This window comes from Brevibacillus sp. SKDU10 (assembly GCF_001645205.1).
In the GTDB taxonomy this organism is placed as follows: Bacteria; Bacillota; Bacilli; order Brevibacillales; family Brevibacillaceae; genus Brevibacillus_B; species Brevibacillus_B halotolerans.
This window is the reverse complement of sequence record NZ_LSSO01000198.1, coordinates 1-18,763: the sequence shown is the minus strand read 5'-3', so window position 1 is coordinate 18,763 and position 18,763 is coordinate 1. Positions and strand designations below refer to the sequence as shown.

Genomic DNA, 18,763 nt, shown 5'->3' with positions numbered 1-18,763 from the left:
CATGCATTATAATCAACGATGATCCAGCTTCCGCGCAATCGCGTCACCAATCATCTGAATGATTTGGACAAGAATAATTAGCAAGACAGTCGTAACCAGCATGATATCTGGCTTAAACCCATTAAAGCCATAGTTAAATGCCATCGCTCCTAGGCCACCCGCACCTACGACACCTGCCATCGCTGTATATCCTACCAGGCTAACAGCAGTAACCGTAATGCCTGAGACAATACCCGGCAGCGACTCTGGAATCAAGATTTTATAGATAATTTGCCAGTTGCTAGCACCCATGGATTGCGCCGCTTCAATCACACCTCGATTTACTTCACGAATGGAGGTTTCCACCAGGCGAGCAATAAACGGTGCTGATCCAACAACAAGACTTAGAATCGCCGCGTTAGGTCCGATTGAAGTCTGTATGAGTGCGCGCGTGACCGGGATAAGAATAATAATTAATACAATATAAGGAATCGATCGAAAGATATTCACAATAAAACTAAGTAATTGATATAAAGCTGGCATCGGCTTTAGATGTCCTTTGCTTGTCACAACGAGTAAAATGCCTAATGGTATACCAATAAGTGCCGCAAATAGTAATGAAAACAAGACCATATAACCTGTTTCCCAAATGGCCTTCTGAATTAAATCCCAGAATTTCACGACGTTCGGTAAATAAGTTAACAAGAAATCATTCATTAGCGATTACCTCCTTCTGCACCTCGAATGACATCAACAATAATGCCACTCTTCTTTAGGTAGGCAATAGCATTTGATTCTGCATCAATATCACCTGGAATCTGAATGTACAGAGTACCGAAGGCAACATCTTTTAAACGCTTAATCTGTCCCTGTAAAATATTTGCCTGCACTCCAACCTCACTGACTAACTGACTAATCATAGATTGACTAGCTGAACCGCCCAAGAAGGTTAGACGCAGGACTGCACCCGGTCCCAAGCTATCCAAAAATTCAGCAGATAGCTGATCATTACCAGATACTTGGCTCAGGAATTCTTTGGTTGTAGTAGTTTTAGGATGGGAGAAGACTTCTACGACATCACCCGCTTCAATGATTCGCCCGCTTTCCATTACAGCTACCTTATCACAAATTTTTTCGATCACATGCATCTCATGCGTGATTAAAATAATGGTTAACCCTAGTTTGCGATTAATATCTTGTAATAATTCCAAGATAGAATCGGTTGTTTTCGGGTCCAAAGCTGATGTTGCTTCATCACACAGCAGCACATCAGGCTGATTGGCCAATGCACGAGCAATACCTACACGTTGCTTTTGACCGCCGGATAATTGAGATGGATACATATCTGCTTTATCTGACAACCCTACCAATTCTAATAATTCTTTTACCTTTGCTTGATGCTGTGACTTTGGCACGCCCGCAATCTCCAAGGGCAATGCTACATTGTCTGCTATTGTACGCGACCACAGCAGGTTAAAGTGCTGAAAAACCATACCGATCTTGCGTCTTGCCTTACGTAATTCTCTTGGCGTTAAATTATGGAGATGTGTGTCACCCACAGTAACCTCACCACTAGTTGGCGATTCTAGTAGGTTAATCATACGGACTAGCGTTGATTTTCCAGCTCCACTGTATCCAATGATGCCATAAATATCTCCCTGCTGGATTGTCAAATCGACACCATTTAGGGCTGTAAAGGTTCCAAAACGACTTTTAAAAACCTTTACAATGTTTGTTAGTTTAATCATGAGAGTAGAATCGCCCCCTGTTTCACCCGCGGCTCTAACCGAACGGGCAATAAATTACGCAAATCATTTCGGAATCTTCGAAATTTTAAGACATATATCAATTCCTACACAATCACTAGGAATTGGCTAAATCAACTATAAGAATAAAGAATTAGGCAGCCTGTGTCAATGGAAAAATAATAGAGATGGTTCATGATAAACCATCTCTATCAAAATAAATTGCGCTTCTAAGAAGCATGCTTTACAGAGGAATCTTGATTGGTGTTAGAGGAATCTTTCTGTTTTCCTTCTTCATCCTCTGCTGCGTCACTTTTATTTAGCTGCTCGTCCACATATTTGATGACGTCTTTTTCAGATGGAATTAGCACAGCACCTTTGCCAGGAACATGGGCTTCTTGGAACTTATGCAGCGGTGGCAATTGATGACCACCTTCTCCTGCCTGTTTAAGCGACATCCCCAATGAGCCTAGTTTAATCATATCAAGTGTGGCAAGATTGGTTTGGATATAAGGCTGTACACTATCCAAAATCTTAGGAATTTGAAAAATAGTAGTGGTAGATTTTAATTCGGTAGCCACTGCGCTTAATAGCTTACGCTGTCTCTCTGTACGTGTATAGTCAGAGGTGGCATCATGTCGGAAGCGAGCATATTGCAATGCTTTCTCACCATCTAAGCGTTGCAATCCCTTTTTTAAATTAATATCGTACTTTCCTTTATCTGTCGGGTCATGATAGCGCATGTTCTTTTCTACGTCTATCTCAACACCCCCAACAGCATCAATCAAGCTCTTGAAACCTTCAAAATCAGTGATTACATAGTAATGGACTGGTTGTCCTACAAAATCACTGACTGTTTCCATGGCAAGCTCTGGGCCGCCATACGCTAAAGCTTCATTTACACGCGTCTTGCCATGTCCCGGTATACGTACCAGCGTGTCACGCATAATAGAGAAAAGATCATACGTTTTCTTTTTTGGATCAATGCTCACTAGCATCATGCTATCAGAGCGTGGCAGTTCATTTGGACGCATCTCACGTTTGTCTACACCCATTAATAAAATGTTAACGCGCTCGGTTCCCGTCCATACAGGTGGAGCCTCTGGCTTTGTAGCAGTCGGATTCGATGTTGGCGGAAAGATTGTTGTGTCTTGAATACCTGACAAAAAACCAAAGATTTTATATGCAAAAAAAGCCGCCGTAATCAAAATAAGAAATATACATAATAATAGAATACGCTTAGTTCGAATGCTCAAACTGGATTTCACCATCCTTGTCAGTCCGTGTCAAAATTTGTTGGCTTGTTTCATCCTACTAGTATACTCGAAACGGCTGTTTTGCGAATCATTTTTCTTTTCCACTTTTGGAGAATAGAAGAAAAAGGAGCTACCTGATGGTCAGCTCCTTCTTTGCATTTTCTCTTCATGATATGGGTTATTCACGCGTGATTCTTGTTCTTTCGGAACTTTAACCTTGTATACCTTTACCCAAGCGTGATTTTCATGAATCAAATGTTTTTGACTATGATACTCGATGCCTTGCTCCTCCAAATGCTTGCACCATTGGACAAATTCCGTCTTATCAGTAGTTCGAAGTAGGGTTACCCATAATCGCTCCTCAAATAGATAAGCGATGAGCGAACAGGCGAGAGTCATCACAAGAAAAAACGTTTCCATAGCACCCCCTCCTGTTGCTACTGTATGCATGCCGAGGAGAGTGCGCTTCTATTAGTTGGCTTTATAAGCTTCTTTGGGCTGCGAGGAACGAAGAACTCCGCCCATTCCAGCAACAAAAGTAGGAATTCCTGCTGCAACAAAGATTAAAGCCCAATCTCGTAAGGAGAGGGAGGTGGTTTTAAAGATTGGCTGCATGACATCCCAGTAAATAACCACTAGCACCAAAGCCATTGACGAAAGCACTGCCCAGACCAAGAACTTGTTGCTAAATGGATTGCGGTGAAAAACGGAATGCTCGCTGCGGCAATCAAATACGTGAATGAGTTGTGCTAGTACTAAAGTAGCAAACGCCACTGTTTGAGCATGAGTAAGATCATTCGGATTTTCATGATACGCAATGATAAAAGCTCCTAGGGTCATCGTTCCAATTAAAAAACCCCGGCTAATAATCTTCCAGCCTAATCCACGGGCAAAAATATTTTCATGTTTTTTACGCGGTTTATGTCGCATTGTGTCTCCCTCAGACGGATCAACCCCTAATGCCATAGCCGGTAGTCCGTCCGTCACTAAATTCACCCATAGGATTTGGATAGGAAGTAAGGGTAAGGGTAGTCCCATCAGCATAGCGAAAAACATAACTAAAATCTCTCCAACATTGGATGCAAGTAGGTAGCGAATAAACTTTCGAATATTATCATAGATGTTTCGGCCTTCTTCAACAGCAGAAACAATCGTAGCAAAATTATCGTCACGCAATACCAGGGATGCTGCTTCCTTCGTGACATCTGTTCCCGTAATTCCCATTGCAATCCCTATATCAGAAGCCTTGATGGCAGGTGCATCATTTACACCATCACCTGTCATTGCTACAATATGACCACAGCTTTGCAACGCTTTGACAATACGTAGCTTGTGCTCTGGAGACACACGTGCATAAACATATACCTTTTCAACCGTTTGCATCAATTCTTCCTCAGTCATTTCATCAATGGTGGCCCCTTCCAGCACATGGCTGTTACCTCCCTGCAACAGACCAATTTGACGTCCTATCGCTTCTGCGGTAATTTTATGATCCCCGGTAATCATTACTGTTTTAATGCCTGCTTGACGACATAGCTGGATAGCAGACTTTACCTCCTGACGTGGAGGATCAATCATGCCAACCATCCCTACAAATGTAAGATTCGTTTCCAAGTGAGATGAGTTTTCGCCTGATTTATAGTTTTGGAGTGATTTGTAAGCAAAGCCTAGGACTCGCAGAGCTCTACTTGCCATCTCTTCTGTTTGCTTAGCAACTGCTATACGATGAGCATTTGTAAGAGGTATAATTTCTCCCTGCCAATAGATGTGAGAGGAGTTCTTTAACAGAGCCTCAACAGCTCCCTTTGTTAGTAGCTCTGTTTTTCCATCTGGAGATTGTTCTACTACAGACATCATTTTACGCTCAGAATCAAATGGTAATTCATCAATGCGAATGGTGGGGTCGCCTTGTTTTTTCCCCTCCTTTAATGCCTTGTAGGCTAAGGTAAGCAGGGCTCCCTCAGTAGGATCTCCAATCACATTCCATGTGGAAATATTTTTAGACAAAATGAACTTGGTCCTCTCCTTTTGCTGAGCATTTACTAATTTTGCATTATTGCATCTCTCAGCAATTTGACAAATCTGAGATAGACCTTGATCAATTGTGGCCTTGATAGATTTTCCTTGCCATGTAATTTCCCCATTGGGCTCATAGCCATTCCCCGTTACATCAAAGCTTTTTCCGCTATGCCACAGGTGAGTCACTGTCATTTTATTTTCAGTAAGAGTCCCTGTTTTGTCAGAGCAAATGACTGACGCACAACCAAGCGTTTCGACCGAGGGGAGCTTGCGAACAATGGCATTTCTTTTAATCATTCTTTGCACGCCTAGAGCAAGAGCTACTGTAACGATTGCAGGCAATCCTTCCGGTATAGCCGCTACAGCAAGACTAACCCCTGAGAGAAACATTGTCATCAATTCTTGTCCATGCCAAACCCCTGCTACAATGACAAAGATCGTAAGCAGCAATGCAATCCAGACGAGTGTTTTCCCCAACTGTTCCAATTTTATCTGTAAAGGAGTTTCTAGCTTGTCAGCTTGATTGATCAAATGCGCAATTTTTCCAATCTCGGTAGACATGCCTATTTCAGTAACAATTCCCTTTCCAGTTCCTCCGGCTACCATCGTTCCCATAAAAGCTACATTCTTCTGGTCGCCGAGTGGTACAGCTCCTGTTGATTCAATCACATTCGCAGTTTTCATTACTGCTATCGATTCTCCCGTAAGCGTAGATTCCTCTATCTCTAACCGATTGGCATTAATCAGTCTCATATCAGCAGGAACACGATCACCTGCTTCAAGAAGGATAAGATCGCCTGGAACTAATAGGGTAGCAGGGATCATGTCCAAGTTTCCGCCGCGAATGACACGGGCCATAGGGGCTGCCATATCTTTTAAAGCGTTGAGTGACCTTTCTGCTTTAGCTTCCTGAATAAAGCCTAACACGCCATTTAAAAAAATGATGGCAATGATGGCGATAGCGTCTAGGTACTCTCCTAAGAAAAAGGAGAGGATGGTGGCAACCACTAGCACTCCCACCATAAAATCTTTAAACTGATTCATAAACACAACATAAAGTGGGATTTTCTCGGCCTCAGCAAGCTGGTTTTTACCATATTTTTGTCTACGAGTAGCCGCTTCCTCCTGTGTTAAACCGTTTTGAACGTCACTGCCTATCATCCTGGGTATTTCCAATAGAGGGACTTGGTACCACGGTTTATTCGGCTTCAATACAATCTCCTCCAATGCTCTTCATCAACTTATTCTCATATCTATGCAGACAAGCAGACTAGTATGAAAAAAGCTTGAAATGAAAAACATCTGGTGCGCGAAGCAGTTTTGTCGCCTCAATCCCTAGGATAGCTAATCGTCCATGTAATCGAAAAAGCTTCGGTTTCTTCTCTTAAAACGAAAGATACCGAAGCCCTCCGTTCGTTCCCTCACCATTTGAAAAGACCTATTCCTATTAAAAGGATTGCCGGGAGAAATGATAGCCGCCGAAACCATCCAACCGATGAAAAATGCCGTCCAACCTTGATCCCCGCCCACAATAAGATCATGCTAGTTAAAGCCACCCAGACCGAGGTCAAGAGAGGTGCAAACCCCAATAGGGTTAAACTAATTCCAGAACCAAATGCATCAAGGGACAACGCCAGACCTAGCATGACCGCTTCTGTTCCTACGATATGCCCCGAATGATCTGTATCCGCTCTGGCAGGATCGCGTAAAATGTGTATCATTAAACCAAACATTCTTATTGTCCAGCGAAATTCCCGATATGTTGCCTTCTCCTTTACGGGTAGGATATCTGACTGCTTCTGTTTGCCAACCATCATTTTCCAAAAGGTTAAACCACCTATCAGAATAAGCACGGTTGCTCCAATTTTAGAACTAAGTTCTGAAGTTACCCAATATTGAAGCCATTGTCCTATTGTCATAGAAGCAAAGATGACGGTAAAGGAACACAGACCAATTACCATAAACGAAAGAAACGGCATTTTCATTTTACGTAAGCCATATGACATCCCAACGCCAAAACCATCCAAGCTGATTGCTAAACAAATCAGCAATAACGACACTAGCCCCATATCTATATCCACCTCTTCTTTCATCCCATCATATGAAAGATAGCGGGGGGCCGGTTACTTTAGTGCCTAAAGTATTTTTACCCTTGTCTATGCACCACTGCTCGCTTTCTAGGCCATTGTGTCTTATTATCTTGCATCCCCTGTACAACCAGGATGTTCAGAAAAAAAACGCCCATTCCTATTATGGAATGGACGTTCTAATTCCCTGCTATCTATTTGCAATGTTGATCAAAAGCATCAGTTAGGAGCTGCGCAATGGATTCAAGCTCATTGCCTTCAATTTGGTGGCGTTCAACCATCGCTACCAGCTTACCATCCTTCAATAGTGCGTAGGATGGAGAAGAAGGTGGGTATCCTTCAAAATACTCGCGTGCTTTCGCAGTTGCTTCTTTATCTTGGCCAGCAAAAACTGTGTAGAAATGGTCTGGCTTAGCTTCATGGCGAGTCGAATAGATAGCTGCGGGACGAGCCAATCCTGCTGCACAGCCGCATACAGAGTTAACCACTACCAATGCAGTTCCTTTTAGGTTCGAGAAGGTTGCTTCTACTTCTTCTGCTGTGCGAAGTTCTTCAAACCCAGCATGTGTTAACTCATCTCGCATTGGTTGTATAACTTGGCTCATATATGCTTCATAAGACATCATAATCGTTCAACTCTCCTTTACATACATTTCTTCTATTATACCTGTTCTCGTATCAATCGAGTACAGCGGATCTACATTTATTACACTTCCATTACAATGGTAAGAATCATCGGGTTGCGTCCCGTTTTTTCAAAGATGAACGGCTTTAATACCTGGTTAATCTGAGATTTCAATTCAGACCACTCTCTCACTTTGCGATCTAATGCTTCCAATAGCTTCTGTTTGACTAAAGCAGTAGCTTCCTGGATCAGCGATTCGGAACCCCTCACATAGACAAAACCGCGACTTACGATATCTGGACCAGTCAGAAGCTTAAATTGTTTCATATCGATGCTAACGACAACAACCATTAATCCATCCTCGGCAAGATGCTTACGATCGCGCAATACGATATTACCAACATCACCAATACCGCTGCCATCAATAAGCACGATACCTGCTGTAACCTTGCTTGTCACACGCGCTGATTCTCTGGTGCAAGAAACTACATCGCCATTATCAATAATAAAGATGTTATCAGACTCTACACCCACCTGTTCAGCTAATCTACCGTGCTGTTTTAACATCCGATACTCTCCATGGATTGGAATAAAGTATGTAGGACGCAAAAAGCTCAGCATAAGACGCAATTCTTCACTACTACCATGACCAGAAGCATGAATATCAAACGCTGTGTTTTGTACTACGTTAGCTCCAGCACGGTATAGCTTATCAATAATGCGACTTACATTAACTGTATTTCCTGGAATCGGCGATGCAGAGATAATTACTGTATCGTCTGGATAGATCTGAACGGAACGGTGTGAACCAGACGCAATACGCGTTAGCGCTGCCATCGGTTCTCCCTGACTACCAGTACAAATAATTAATACCTTGTTATCAGAGTAATTATCAATGTTTTTAATGTCAATTTGACATCCTTCAGGCATTTGGATATAGCCTAGCTCCTGGCCAATCATGAAGGCTTTTTCCATGCTTCGACCGATAACAGCAATCTTCCTGTCATCCGCCACTGCGGCATCTACAACCTGTTGCAAACGGTGCACATTAGAAGCAAAGGTTGCCAGGATGATACGACCTCGCGCTTTGCTAACGACATCCATAATGCTATCGCCAACCGTACGCTCTGACATTGTAAAGCCTGGGCGTTCACTGTTGGTGCTATCAGACATCAAAGCTAGTACACCATTTTTTCCGATGCGGGCAATTTTTCCAAACTCTGTAGGACGTCCTACCGGTGTCAGGTCAAATTTAAAATCCCCTGTATGAACCACTGTTCCTTCTGGAGTTTCAATCGCAATGCCAAACGAATCAGGAATACTATGATTAGTACGGAAGAAAGAAACAGAGAGATTTTCAAATGGCAATATCGTATCTTCAAACACAGGTACCATCTTTACGTCATTTTGCATACGGTGCTCTTCAAGCTTAGCCTTTACTAAACCAAGTGTCAGGCGTCCGCCATAAATCGTTGTCTGGATTTGTTTTAACACATAGGGAATAGCACCAATATGGTCTTCATGTCCATGAGTAAGTACCATAGCCTTGATCTTATGCTGGTTTTCAATTAGGTAGGAAACATCTGGTATCACCAAATCTATCCCAAACATTTCAGTCTCAGGAAACTTTACGCCACAGTCGATGATGATAATCTCATCCTCGTACTCTACGCAATACATATTTTTACCAATTTCCCCCAGACCACCTAAACCAAAAATTTTAACCTCACTCAAAAAAATACCTCCTACAAATACGATGTGGGCCGTTCTATGCACTCTGCCTTTATAGTAACATAATTTTCATATGGATAGTTGTATTCTCCCAAGGCTTTCACACTTTCACTTTTCTTCCACTAAAAAATTAGTATACTCATTTCGACTATAAAACAGACTAAAAAAAGCAAGAATCCGCGAAAACAGGTCTTTACCATGCCTAAACGCATGAAAGATTGATTTGCACTCATACAAGTAGTCTATATCGTTATGTTTTCCCGTTATATAAAAAAACCAGCAATGACTTAAAGCCATGCTGGTTTTTACTGTTGTGTCACCTTATTCTTACCCAAAACGGCCGCTCAGATAATCTTCTGTCTCTGCTCTCTTAGGGTTATTGAATAATTTGTCAGTGGAGGCTTTCTCCACTAGCTCTCCCATGAGAAAGAAAGCCGTCTCATCTGCTACTCGTACAGCCTGGTGCATATTATGAGTCACAATGACAATCGTATAATCGTGTTTCAATTGGATGATGAGCTCTTCAATCTTCGAGGTAGAAATTGGGTCCAACGCTGAACAAGGTTCATCTAAAAGCAGGATTCCCGGCTTCATTGCGATTGCACGTGCTAAGCACAGCCGTTGCTGTTGACCCCCTGACAGAGCTAGAGCGGAATCATTCAGCCGATCCTTCACTTCGTCCCATAAGGCAGCCTTTCGTAAACTTTCTTCCACTATATCGTTTAATTCAGCTTTATTAGCAGTCCCGTGATAGCGCGGTGCAAATGCAATGTTTTCATAGATGGATTTTTGAAAGGGATTAGCACGTTGAAACAGCATTCCGACCGATTGACGCAATCCCTCTTTTTTTACAGAAGGCTCATAGATATTCGCTCCATCTAGCAAAAGTCTCCCTGTCACACGACAGCCTCTAATCTCTTCGTTCATGCGATTAATCGTGCGTAGAAAGCTAGATTTCCCACAGCCGGACGGACCGATTAAGGCTGTTACGGTATTGCGTTCCATTTGGATATGAATATTTTTTACAGCATGCTTATCGCCATAAAAAACGGACAAGCTCTCCGCTTCAATAATAGCTTTTGTTTGGGCCATTGTTATTGGCATGATTGATTCCCCTTTTCCTTAGGCGGCAATTTTGGTCAAACGCTTGTGCAACCAACGACCAAACCAACGTGCCCCACCATTAAACAGAAGAACTGCGATCACCAGAATAGCCGCCGCTCCATCCGCAATTTCTCGGGCATCTGCAACGAGACCCTCCGCATTAATTTTCCAGATGTGTACAGCTAGTGACTCTGCTGGACGAAATACATTCCATGGGGAAGATGGGCTACTTAGATCCAAATTATGAAATTGAATATCAGGAGAGGTCATACCCGCTGTAAACAGTAGTGCTGCCGCTTCTCCAAATACACGACCTGAAGCAAGTACAAATCCCGTAACCAAGCCGGGCAACGCAGCAGGTAATAGAACCGAAACAATTGTTTTCCATTTTGTTACACCTAATGCATAGCTAGCTTCCTTCTGATCATGCGGGACAGAACGCAGGGCATCCTCTGTAATCCGAACGATTAACGGCAGATTAAATACAGTCAGAGCCAACGCCCCAGAGATCAATGAATATCCCCAGCCTGTCATGCTTACAAACAGTAACAGCCCAAACAGACCTACAACGATGGACGGTAGCGAAGACAGCACCTCAATAGACATGCGAATCATATGCACCCACTTGCGGTCTGGCGCATATTCAGCCAAATAAATTCCTGCGCCAAGCCCAATAGGAACAGCGAAGCACATCGTTAAAACCAATAAATACAGCGAGTTAAATAGCTGAGGACCAATTCCTCCACCTGCGTTTAGCATGTCAGGCGGGGAAGTGATAAAATCCCAATTTAGTTTTGCTGCCCCCTTGCTGATCACAAAACCCAAAAGACCGATCAACATAGCAATTAAGAGAACAGCAATTCCAGTAAGTAAAAGGGTGGCGAGTTTATCCTTTTGCTTGTTAGTCATTATTTGGCCCCCTTCTTTCTACCGATTAAGCGAACCACTAGGATAAATAATAGGGACATAGCCAACAAAACCAAACACATGGACCAAAGCGCATTATGATAAGGAGTACCTGGGATCGTATTTCCCATATTTAATGTGATGCCACTTGTCAGTGTAATCGACGGATCGAATAAACCTCCAGGCAGCTTCAGCGTATTTCCAATAACCATTTGGACAGCTAGCGCCTCACCGAAGGCCCGAGCCATACCAAGAACAACACCTGTCAGGCAGCCAGACCGTGCCGTATATAGCACAACATGGCGAATTGTTTGCCAGCGAGTGGCACCTAATGCAAGCGAGGCATTGCGTAATTCCTGTGGCACAGTTGCGATTGCATCAGCGGCAACGCTGGTCACAGTCGGCAGGATCATAACTGCTAGGACAATTCCCCCTGCAAGTAAACTAAATCCTAAAATATCAAATTGACTGCGAAGAAACGGAACAAGCAAGGTAAGACCTACATAGCCGTATACCACCGATGGAATGCCAACTAACAGCTCCATGACTGGCTTCAATACTTTTTGGCCAAATCTTGGCGCAATCTCTGTCATATACACAGCCGCTCCAATGCCTAGCGGGGCTGCAATTAATGTTGCAATCAGAGTTACCCCAAAGGAACCTAGTATAAAAGCTACTGCCCCAAATTGGCCGGGCTCTGCTTCTGGGTCCCATTTTGTACCGGTAAAAAATTGCGACACGCTAACCCCGTCCACCATAAAGGTAGCGAGGCCGCGTGAAGCAATAAAATAGAGGATGGAGAGCGTTAGAAGGCCTAACAATCCCGCACAGACAGCTGTAATTAGCTTCCCTGCTTTTTCTTCCCATGCATGTTTTTTATTGATATGGAACCGATCGGAAAGTTTTTTGGCAGTAGCGGAGTTTCTCATTTGCCCCGCTCTTACTGTTGTTCCCTGCTGTAACAGTGTTGTTCTTTGTTCAGCGCTCACTAAACGCTCCCCCTTTATTTCGTTCACCTTTTTTTGAGCTACACGTTTCTCTATTTTTGTGTAATCTCACCCTTAGCTGTTCTTTCCACCTTCATGGCGGATGCTGGGATATATTTCAGCTCTTGTACGATTCCTGTTTGTACTTCGTCACTTGTCATGAAATCTAAGAATTCTTTCTGCGCGCCTGTTGGCTCACCTTTTGTATACATGTGCTGATAAGCCCACACTTTATATTTATTTGTTACGATGTTTTCTGTCGTAGCTTCTACACCATCTAGTTTTACTGCTTTTACCGTATCATTGAGATAGGAAGTGCCAAGGTAACCGATTGCTCCCGGAGTTTCTGCGATAATTTTGCGAACCGTGCCGGAAGAATCCTCCGTGATTCCTTCAGCCTCCTCTGCACCATCCAGAGCGTATTGCACGAATGTAGCACGAGTACCAGAGTTCTTCGGACGGTTGACCAATGTAATCTTTTGGTCTGCTCCGCCCACTTCCTTCCAGTTGGTTACTTTACCTGTGAAAATATCAATTAATTGTTGCTTTGTTAGATTATCTACACCTGCCTTAGGATGAATCACGGCTGCCATACCTACTACAGCAATTTTGTGATCTACTAATTGGTCAGCAGGAATGCCTTTCTTTTCTTCTGCAAAAATATCAGAGTTACCGATAGTAGCTGCACCATTGGCCACCTGGCTTAAGCCTGTGCCACTACCTCCACCTTGCACTTGAATTTGCACTTGCTGATTTTTTTCCATAAATTTCTTAGCTGCCTGCTCTACTAACGGCTGCATGGCTGTGGAACCTACAGCTGTAATCGAACCGCTGCTGGCTGTATTTGTATCTGTTTTCGTTTCGGTTGTAGCTGGTGCTGGTGTAGCCGGTGCTGTCGCATTAGAAGTGCCTCCTGCTCCACAGCCAGTTAACAATAACCCTACAGATAGCATACCTGCCATAAAAATGGATGAAATCTTTTTCAAAGGAAATCCCCCTCGTCACCTTCAAATCATTTGATTTCTTATACACTCTCATCCTACATCCCGAGCTTAAAGCTAGAATGAACGTAACGTAAAAGGAGTGTTAAGGATTGTTAAGGTTTCATGTAGGAGGGTTTAAAGAAGCGGATTTTTGGGTAAGAAAAAAGCTGCCATTCCTTTTGGCAGCCTTCTCAATTGTTTATCTAGTTATTTTCAAGAAATTGAAATAGTAGACCTACCTCAACCGTTACAAAGCCTCTTACTCTTTGACTAGTTTTTTCATTTCACGCAAAATCTTTTCTTTGTCCATATCATCCGCCATACCGTATATCTGACGAATATTTTGATTTTTATCTAAAAGGAATGTCTTCATAGTATGTACATAGAGGCCATCCTTTTGCTTCTCTGCACCAATCCAAAAATCATTTAATATTGGCTTCATAATATCATCTGGACCACGTAGGAATTGCCAGCCGCTAGGATCCGCTTGAACTGCTTTCGCATATTTCTGCAAGGCTTCAGGAGTATCGTTTTCATAATCAAAAGTGACAGAAATGAATTCTATGTCTTTTCCATACATCCCAGCTTCTTTTAATTCATTCTGTAAATCCACCATATGCTGTGTGGTTAGCGGACATACATCGGGACAACGCAAAAAAATGAATGAGATGAGACGGACTTTACCATTGGAATCGGAAAGCTTGACATTCTGCCCATCCATCCGCTCCAGTGTAAAATCTTGAACTTTCTTAATAATTGGCATATCAGCCGTTGAAAAATAGCTTTTGTACAAAACACTGCCTACAGCAATCAGAATAATAATGACTCCAAAGATGGGCAACCACTTTCGATAGAGGCTCCCTGCTGTTACATCCTCCATTTTTATCCCCCTACTCTTTTATCTCGTAGTTGTATAGAAACGTGTGTACTTTGCCTTGATCATCTTTCCACTCCAGCATGCTCTGCCATTCACCAGGCATCATAATATGCGGGCCGGATTCTTGCCAGTTTGCTTCCTTTTGCTTCTTTAGCTCCTTTTCACTTTTACCATGGGTATCCATGTTAGGCATTTCAAAATGCAGCACAGCTCCTTGCCCTGCTGTTGCCTGTGCTTTGTCATTGGTAATCGTGACTGTATACGTATTAACTCCAGCTATTCCCGGCTTTATTTCCAGCTTCGCCTGATAACCATCTTGGGTGGCTTGCAATTCGATGGTCCCTTCCTTCTTATCGCTGCCACCACAACCGGTTACGACGAGTAACAGAAACATTGCTCCTAGCCAGCCCAACCAATTTATCTGTTGTTTCGGCATGTTACTCCCCCACTTTATTTTAGCGAGCAATCTCTCCTGGCCAAGCGAGCATGCCGCCCTCCATATTGACTGCTTCAATTCCATTATGCTTTAAAAACTCGCAAGCATGGTAGCTTCTTGCTCCACTGCGGCATACCATGATGATTTCTTTGGAAGTATCAAATCGGTCCAGAGATGCTGGAACATCATTTAAGGGAATTAGGATCGCTTCTTCAATGTGACCAGCCACCCACTCTTCTGGCTCTCGCACATCAATAATTTGAATAGCAGCCTTCTCCATTAATTTCGTCAACACCTCTTCAGGTGTAACTTCCCTTACGAAATTATTCATTAATAATATCCTCCTCATTTTACGATAATTCAAATATATCATATGTCTCCTACAGAAAAAAAAGAGAAGCAGCCCCAAACTGCTGGAGTACTTCTCTTGTCAAAATTTGTTAACAAATTACTAGTTTTTCTTATCACCTTTGACGTATTTAGCATCAAATAAGAAGAGCCTCATCAACAAAATGAGCGAAGGAACTAATAAACATAGCCCGGCTATGAACCCAATGACTAGCGCCCTCCCCATCTCTGGACTGTTAATGCTATCGTTAATTGTGATGTAGGGATACAACAAGTAAGGTAAATGCGCTTTGCCATATCCAAAGAAAGCAAAGAAAAACTGGAGCATGACCGCAATAAACGCCCACCCATACGCGCGTCGTTTATACAATAAAAAGAAGGCTATCAGAAACGAAACAAAAGAAACAACGAAAAACCATCCGTTTTCCACCATTTTGGCATAATGCTCTGGATTATGAATTTGAATGGTCCAAAACACAAGCAAGCTGGCAATAATAGTTGGAAGGGACCAAATCATTGCATAGGAGTGTAACAGCTTGGTCGCGCCCTTGTCTCCTGCTTTATTAGCGTAAAAGGTCAAAAAGGTTGCGCTAATAAATAATACGCTGACTAAAGCAAGAAATATAACCGCATAGGTGTAAGGAGTCGCCAGCATTTTGCCCATTAATAGATGAATTTTCCTGCCCTCTTCTACAATAAATCCACCCTCCGATGCTACTAGAACGGTAGATAAAGCAGCAGGAAGCAACAGACCCGTAATTCCATAAATTCCATAATAAACGGTACTGTCCCTAGCCCCGTAATGCGCAAAAGCATAGAAAGAACCGCGTAAAGACAACAGCACTAAAGCTAAACTGCCGGGAATTAGCAACGCTGTGCCATAATAGTAAGCCGTGTCCGGGAAGAAACCGACAATCCCTACAATAAAGAAGATCAGAAACACATTTGTAACTTCCCAGACAGGGGACAGATAGCGCTGAATAATTCCGTTTACGATGTGGTCCTTCTTGCGGCGTCTAGAATAGTAAGCAAAGAATCCCGCTCCAAAGTCAATGGAAGCAACGATTAGATAACCATACAGGAAAATCCACAGAATGGTTATCCCAAGCAATGCAAGCGTCATGTATTTCTACCTCCCCGTCTTATTTTTCCAGTTCCAATTCGACTGGTTTATCTTTAAACATCCGTTTAAGAACAAGGGCGCACACCGTTCCCAGAAAGGCGTACAGCAGGCAGAAAAGAATCAGCATTTCTCCAACATTATTTGCCGTTGTCGCTGCATGCATCGTTCGTAAATAACCATTTAATATCCAAGGTTGTCTGCCAATCTCCGCAAACATCCAGCCAAATTCAATTGCTAAAAATCCAAGTGGAGCCCCAAGAGCAGAAGCCCACAGAATCCATTTAGGAGGCACCCGCTTCCGTACCTTGACAATCAAGAAGTAAAGCACTGGAATCAATGCCATATATCCGCCTATAGCTGCCATGCTGTCAAACAAATAATGAATAAACAGCGGAGGCCATTCATCGCGAGGAATGTCATTTAACCCTACTACTACGCCATTTGGAGAGTTAGTTGCTAAAATGCTAAGAGCATAAGGCACCTTAATCGCATATTTAACCTCTTGCTTTTCTTTATCCAAAATACCACCAAAAACAAATTCGGCCTTGTCAGTGGTTTCAAAATGCCACTCCGCTGCTGCTAGCTTCGCAGGCTGATACTCCGCTAAGAACTTACCAGCAATATCTCCCCACATAGCCGTTCCCATTGAAAAGATAAACGCAAGCGTCAGCGACAGGTTAAGTGCCTTTTTGTGATAGGAATGTGTTTTCCCCTTCAAAATGCTTAGGGCAGCGATCGCAGCCATCACATACGCACTAGTGGCATACGCAGCAAAGACCATATGCCCCACTTTTGAAGGAGTAGCCGGATTAAACATCGCTACCATCGGTTGAATATCACGTAAAACTCCATCTACGAGGGTAAAGCCCTGCGGCGTATTCATAAAAGCATTCACTGTCATAATAAAGAAAGCAGAACCAGTGGAACCAATTATCACTGGAATAGAGATCAGCCAATGAAGATAAGGATTTTTAAATCGGTCCCATGTATAAATATAAATGCCTAAGAAAATTGCTTCAAAGAAGAACATAAACGTTTCTAAAAACAGCGGTAACGCTATTACTTCTCCCGCCAATTTCATAAATGACGGCCACAAGAGACTTAATTGAAGACCGATACAGGTTCCTGTCACGACCCCCACTGCTACTGTCACAGTAAAACCTCGTGTCCAACGCCGCGCCATTAATAGATAAGCTTTGTCTTTTTTTCGAATCCCAATAAACTCGGCAATAGAGATAACCAAAGGAATACCGACACCCATTGAAGCAAAAATAATATGAAACCCCAATGTCACGGATGTTAGTATTCGAGCCAGCATAGTGCTATCCAGTTCCAATCATACTCCCCCCTCATACCATAAATCGTTCTCTTTCAGTGTGAATTTTATCACACATATTCAACTTATATATTAAAAACTATCGTTATGTTGTGAACAATGCAGGGCGAATTTTTGTCGAATTTGTAGCTAGTATTTATTTGTGAATAAACTATGTCTAGCACTAGCGTTCTTTTCAATAAATCAATAAATAATGCTTGATTTCCGCCGATTGGCTCATATCTGATTTATAAAAAAAAAACGGGTCATGCAGGAGGTTTTTTAACAAGTAAACATCTATTGTGTCAGGGCAGGGACTAGCCCTTCTTAGTATAGCTACCTCTAGCTACGAATATGTTTCAAGAAAACAAAAATCCAGCCTTACGTCGAAGGCTGGATTGTGTCATATTCTTTTACACTTCTAAAGGCTTAGCTACTCGATAAAAGGGAAATAGCGATAAGGAAACGTATCCCTTAATGTCTGTAATAGGGATTTGACCAATGCTAGGATCACGGCTATCCATACTTTCACCCAATGTTCGATTATCTCCTAATACAAACATGTGATCCTGAAGAATTGTTAGGGGAGCCATATCCTCTGATACACCTTGCGTATATAGTTCTGGGAGTGGACTATCATTTACATAGACGACTCCTTTTTCAATTTTCACCGTATCACCAGGCAAGCCAATGATTCTTTTGATGATTTCATATCCCTTCGCTTCCTCGTGAATAACTACTACATCACCTAAGGCTGGCTTTGTAAAATGAGTAGGGATTTTATTTAACAGTACAATACTTCCATCCTGCATGGTAGGGTCCATCGAATGACCAACCACCCTTGTCAGACCAATACTATTTATCATAAGAAAGTAAACGACTGCCAATATCAGGAAAAAACGTAGCCAACTAAGAAGCTCAGATTGGATTGACTTTTTAGGTTGGTTAGGTGCGGCATCATTTTCTTTTGTTTTTAGTTTTATCGTTTCCATCCTTAACACCTTTTTCTTATAGAGTTGTGGTTTCCTCATTATGAATAGATCATGGTGTCGGGAGTAATTCCTTGTCTGTGTTTGCTGGGTCTGGAATATCTGCTGGGCGCTCCTGGCTCTCTATTGGATCAGGTCCCTCTACAGATGGGATTGGCTTCTCGGCTGTTGCAGATACTTGGGGCATTTCCTGATACTGTTCAGATGCTGGTTCCGGCTGTTGCGGCTCGCTTGGGTTTGGTGCTGGCTCCGGC

At 42.7% G+C, this 18,763-nt stretch carries 18 protein-coding genes and 1 pseudogene; all 19 read right to left on the bottom strand.

Features of this window, described 5'->3' with window-relative positions:
- Positions 1 to 12: 12 nt before the first annotated feature.
- Positions 13 to 696 (bottom strand): methionine ABC transporter permease, encoded by a 684-nt coding sequence (locus AYJ08_RS20060; protein ID WP_064019177.1) that lies wholly within the window; start codon positions 694 to 696, stop codon positions 13 to 15.
- Positions 696 to 1,727: a methionine ABC transporter ATP-binding protein gene (locus AYJ08_RS20055; RefSeq protein ID WP_064019176.1), complete on the bottom strand. Its 1,032-nt coding sequence runs from the start codon at positions 1,725 to 1,727 to the stop codon at positions 696 to 698. The genes AYJ08_RS20060 and AYJ08_RS20055 overlap by 1 nt, the downstream gene beginning before the upstream one ends.
- A 227-nt stretch (positions 1,728 to 1,954) precedes the next feature.
- Complete coding sequence (locus AYJ08_RS20050; protein ID WP_157452901.1) at positions 1,955 to 2,995, bottom strand: LCP family protein; 1,041 nt, start codon at positions 2,993 to 2,995, stop codon at positions 1,955 to 1,957.
- 126 nt (positions 2,996 to 3,121) lie between these two features.
- Positions 3,122 to 3,400, bottom strand: coding sequence for a hypothetical protein (locus AYJ08_RS20045; RefSeq protein WP_064019174.1), 279 nt, complete (start codon positions 3,398 to 3,400; stop codon positions 3,122 to 3,124).
- Positions 3,401 to 3,451: 51 nt separating this feature from the next.
- Complete coding sequence (locus AYJ08_RS20040; protein WP_369799695.1) at positions 3,452 to 6,217, bottom strand: calcium-translocating P-type ATPase, SERCA-type; 2,766 nt, start codon at positions 6,215 to 6,217, stop codon at positions 3,452 to 3,454.
- A 203-nt stretch (positions 6,218 to 6,420) separates the two neighbouring features.
- Entirely contained in the window at positions 6,421 to 7,068 is a 648-nt protein-coding gene (ytaF, locus tag AYJ08_RS20035; protein ID WP_064019173.1) for a sporulation membrane protein YtaF, read from the bottom strand.
- Positions 7,069 to 7,280: 212 nt separating this feature from the next.
- On the bottom strand, positions 7,281 to 7,712 hold the full coding sequence (locus tag AYJ08_RS20030; protein WP_031411784.1) for a BrxA/BrxB family bacilliredoxin: 432 nt from the start codon (positions 7,710 to 7,712) through the stop codon (positions 7,281 to 7,283).
- 80 nt (positions 7,713 to 7,792) lie between these two features.
- Positions 7,793 to 9,445, bottom strand: coding sequence for a ribonuclease J1 (gene rnjA, locus AYJ08_RS20025; protein ID WP_064019172.1), 1,653 nt, complete (start codon positions 9,443 to 9,445; stop codon positions 7,793 to 7,795).
- A gap of 324 nt (positions 9,446 to 9,769) precedes the next feature.
- Positions 9,770 to 10,546: a phosphate ABC transporter ATP-binding protein PstB gene (gene pstB / locus AYJ08_RS20020; RefSeq protein WP_064019171.1), complete on the bottom strand. Its 777-nt coding sequence runs from the start codon at positions 10,544 to 10,546 to the stop codon at positions 9,770 to 9,772.
- 18 nt (positions 10,547 to 10,564) lie between these two features.
- Positions 10,565 to 11,455 carry a phosphate ABC transporter permease PstA gene (gene pstA / locus AYJ08_RS20015; RefSeq protein ID WP_064019170.1) on the bottom strand — a complete coding sequence of 297 codons (891 nt, stop codon included), beginning with the start codon at positions 11,453 to 11,455 and terminating at the stop codon, positions 10,565 to 10,567.
- Positions 11,455 to 12,441 (bottom strand): phosphate ABC transporter permease subunit PstC, encoded by a 987-nt coding sequence (gene pstC, locus AYJ08_RS20010; protein WP_082891037.1) that lies wholly within the window; start codon positions 12,439 to 12,441, stop codon positions 11,455 to 11,457. Before pstC ends, pstA begins: the two co-directional genes overlap by 1 nt.
- Before the next feature lie 50 nt (positions 12,442 to 12,491).
- Complete coding sequence (locus AYJ08_RS20005; protein ID WP_064019169.1) at positions 12,492 to 13,424, bottom strand: phosphate ABC transporter substrate-binding protein; 933 nt, start codon at positions 13,422 to 13,424, stop codon at positions 12,492 to 12,494.
- A 256-nt stretch (positions 13,425 to 13,680) separates the two neighbouring features.
- On the bottom strand, positions 13,681 to 14,301 hold the full coding sequence (locus AYJ08_RS20000) for an SCO family protein (protein WP_022586352.1): 621 nt from the start codon (positions 14,299 to 14,301) through the stop codon (positions 13,681 to 13,683).
- 10 nt (positions 14,302 to 14,311) lie between these two features.
- Complete coding sequence (locus tag AYJ08_RS19995) at positions 14,312 to 14,734, bottom strand: hypothetical protein (protein WP_064019168.1); 423 nt, start codon at positions 14,732 to 14,734, stop codon at positions 14,312 to 14,314.
- 19 nt (positions 14,735 to 14,753) lie between these two features.
- Positions 14,754 to 15,065 (bottom strand): rhodanese-like domain-containing protein, encoded by a 312-nt coding sequence (locus tag AYJ08_RS19990; RefSeq protein ID WP_064019167.1) that lies wholly within the window; start codon positions 15,063 to 15,065, stop codon positions 14,754 to 14,756.
- A gap of 120 nt (positions 15,066 to 15,185) precedes the next feature.
- Positions 15,186 to 16,205: a cytochrome d ubiquinol oxidase subunit II gene (locus tag AYJ08_RS19985; RefSeq protein ID WP_064019166.1), complete on the bottom strand. Its 1,020-nt coding sequence runs from the start codon at positions 16,203 to 16,205 to the stop codon at positions 15,186 to 15,188.
- Between the two features lie 19 nt (positions 16,206 to 16,224).
- The gene (locus AYJ08_RS19980) at positions 16,225 to 17,541 is read right to left on the bottom strand and encodes a cytochrome ubiquinol oxidase subunit I (protein ID WP_082891036.1); all 1,317 of its coding nucleotides are present in this window, start codon (positions 17,539 to 17,541) and stop codon (positions 16,225 to 16,227) included.
- 392 nt (positions 17,542 to 17,933) lie between these two features.
- Complete coding sequence (gene lepB, locus AYJ08_RS19975) at positions 17,934 to 18,512, bottom strand: signal peptidase I (RefSeq protein WP_064019165.1); 579 nt, start codon at positions 18,510 to 18,512, stop codon at positions 17,934 to 17,936.
- A gap of 49 nt (positions 18,513 to 18,561) precedes the next feature.
- Positions 18,562 to 18,763, bottom strand: a pseudogene (locus tag AYJ08_RS24135) (hypothetical protein); the annotation flags it as partial.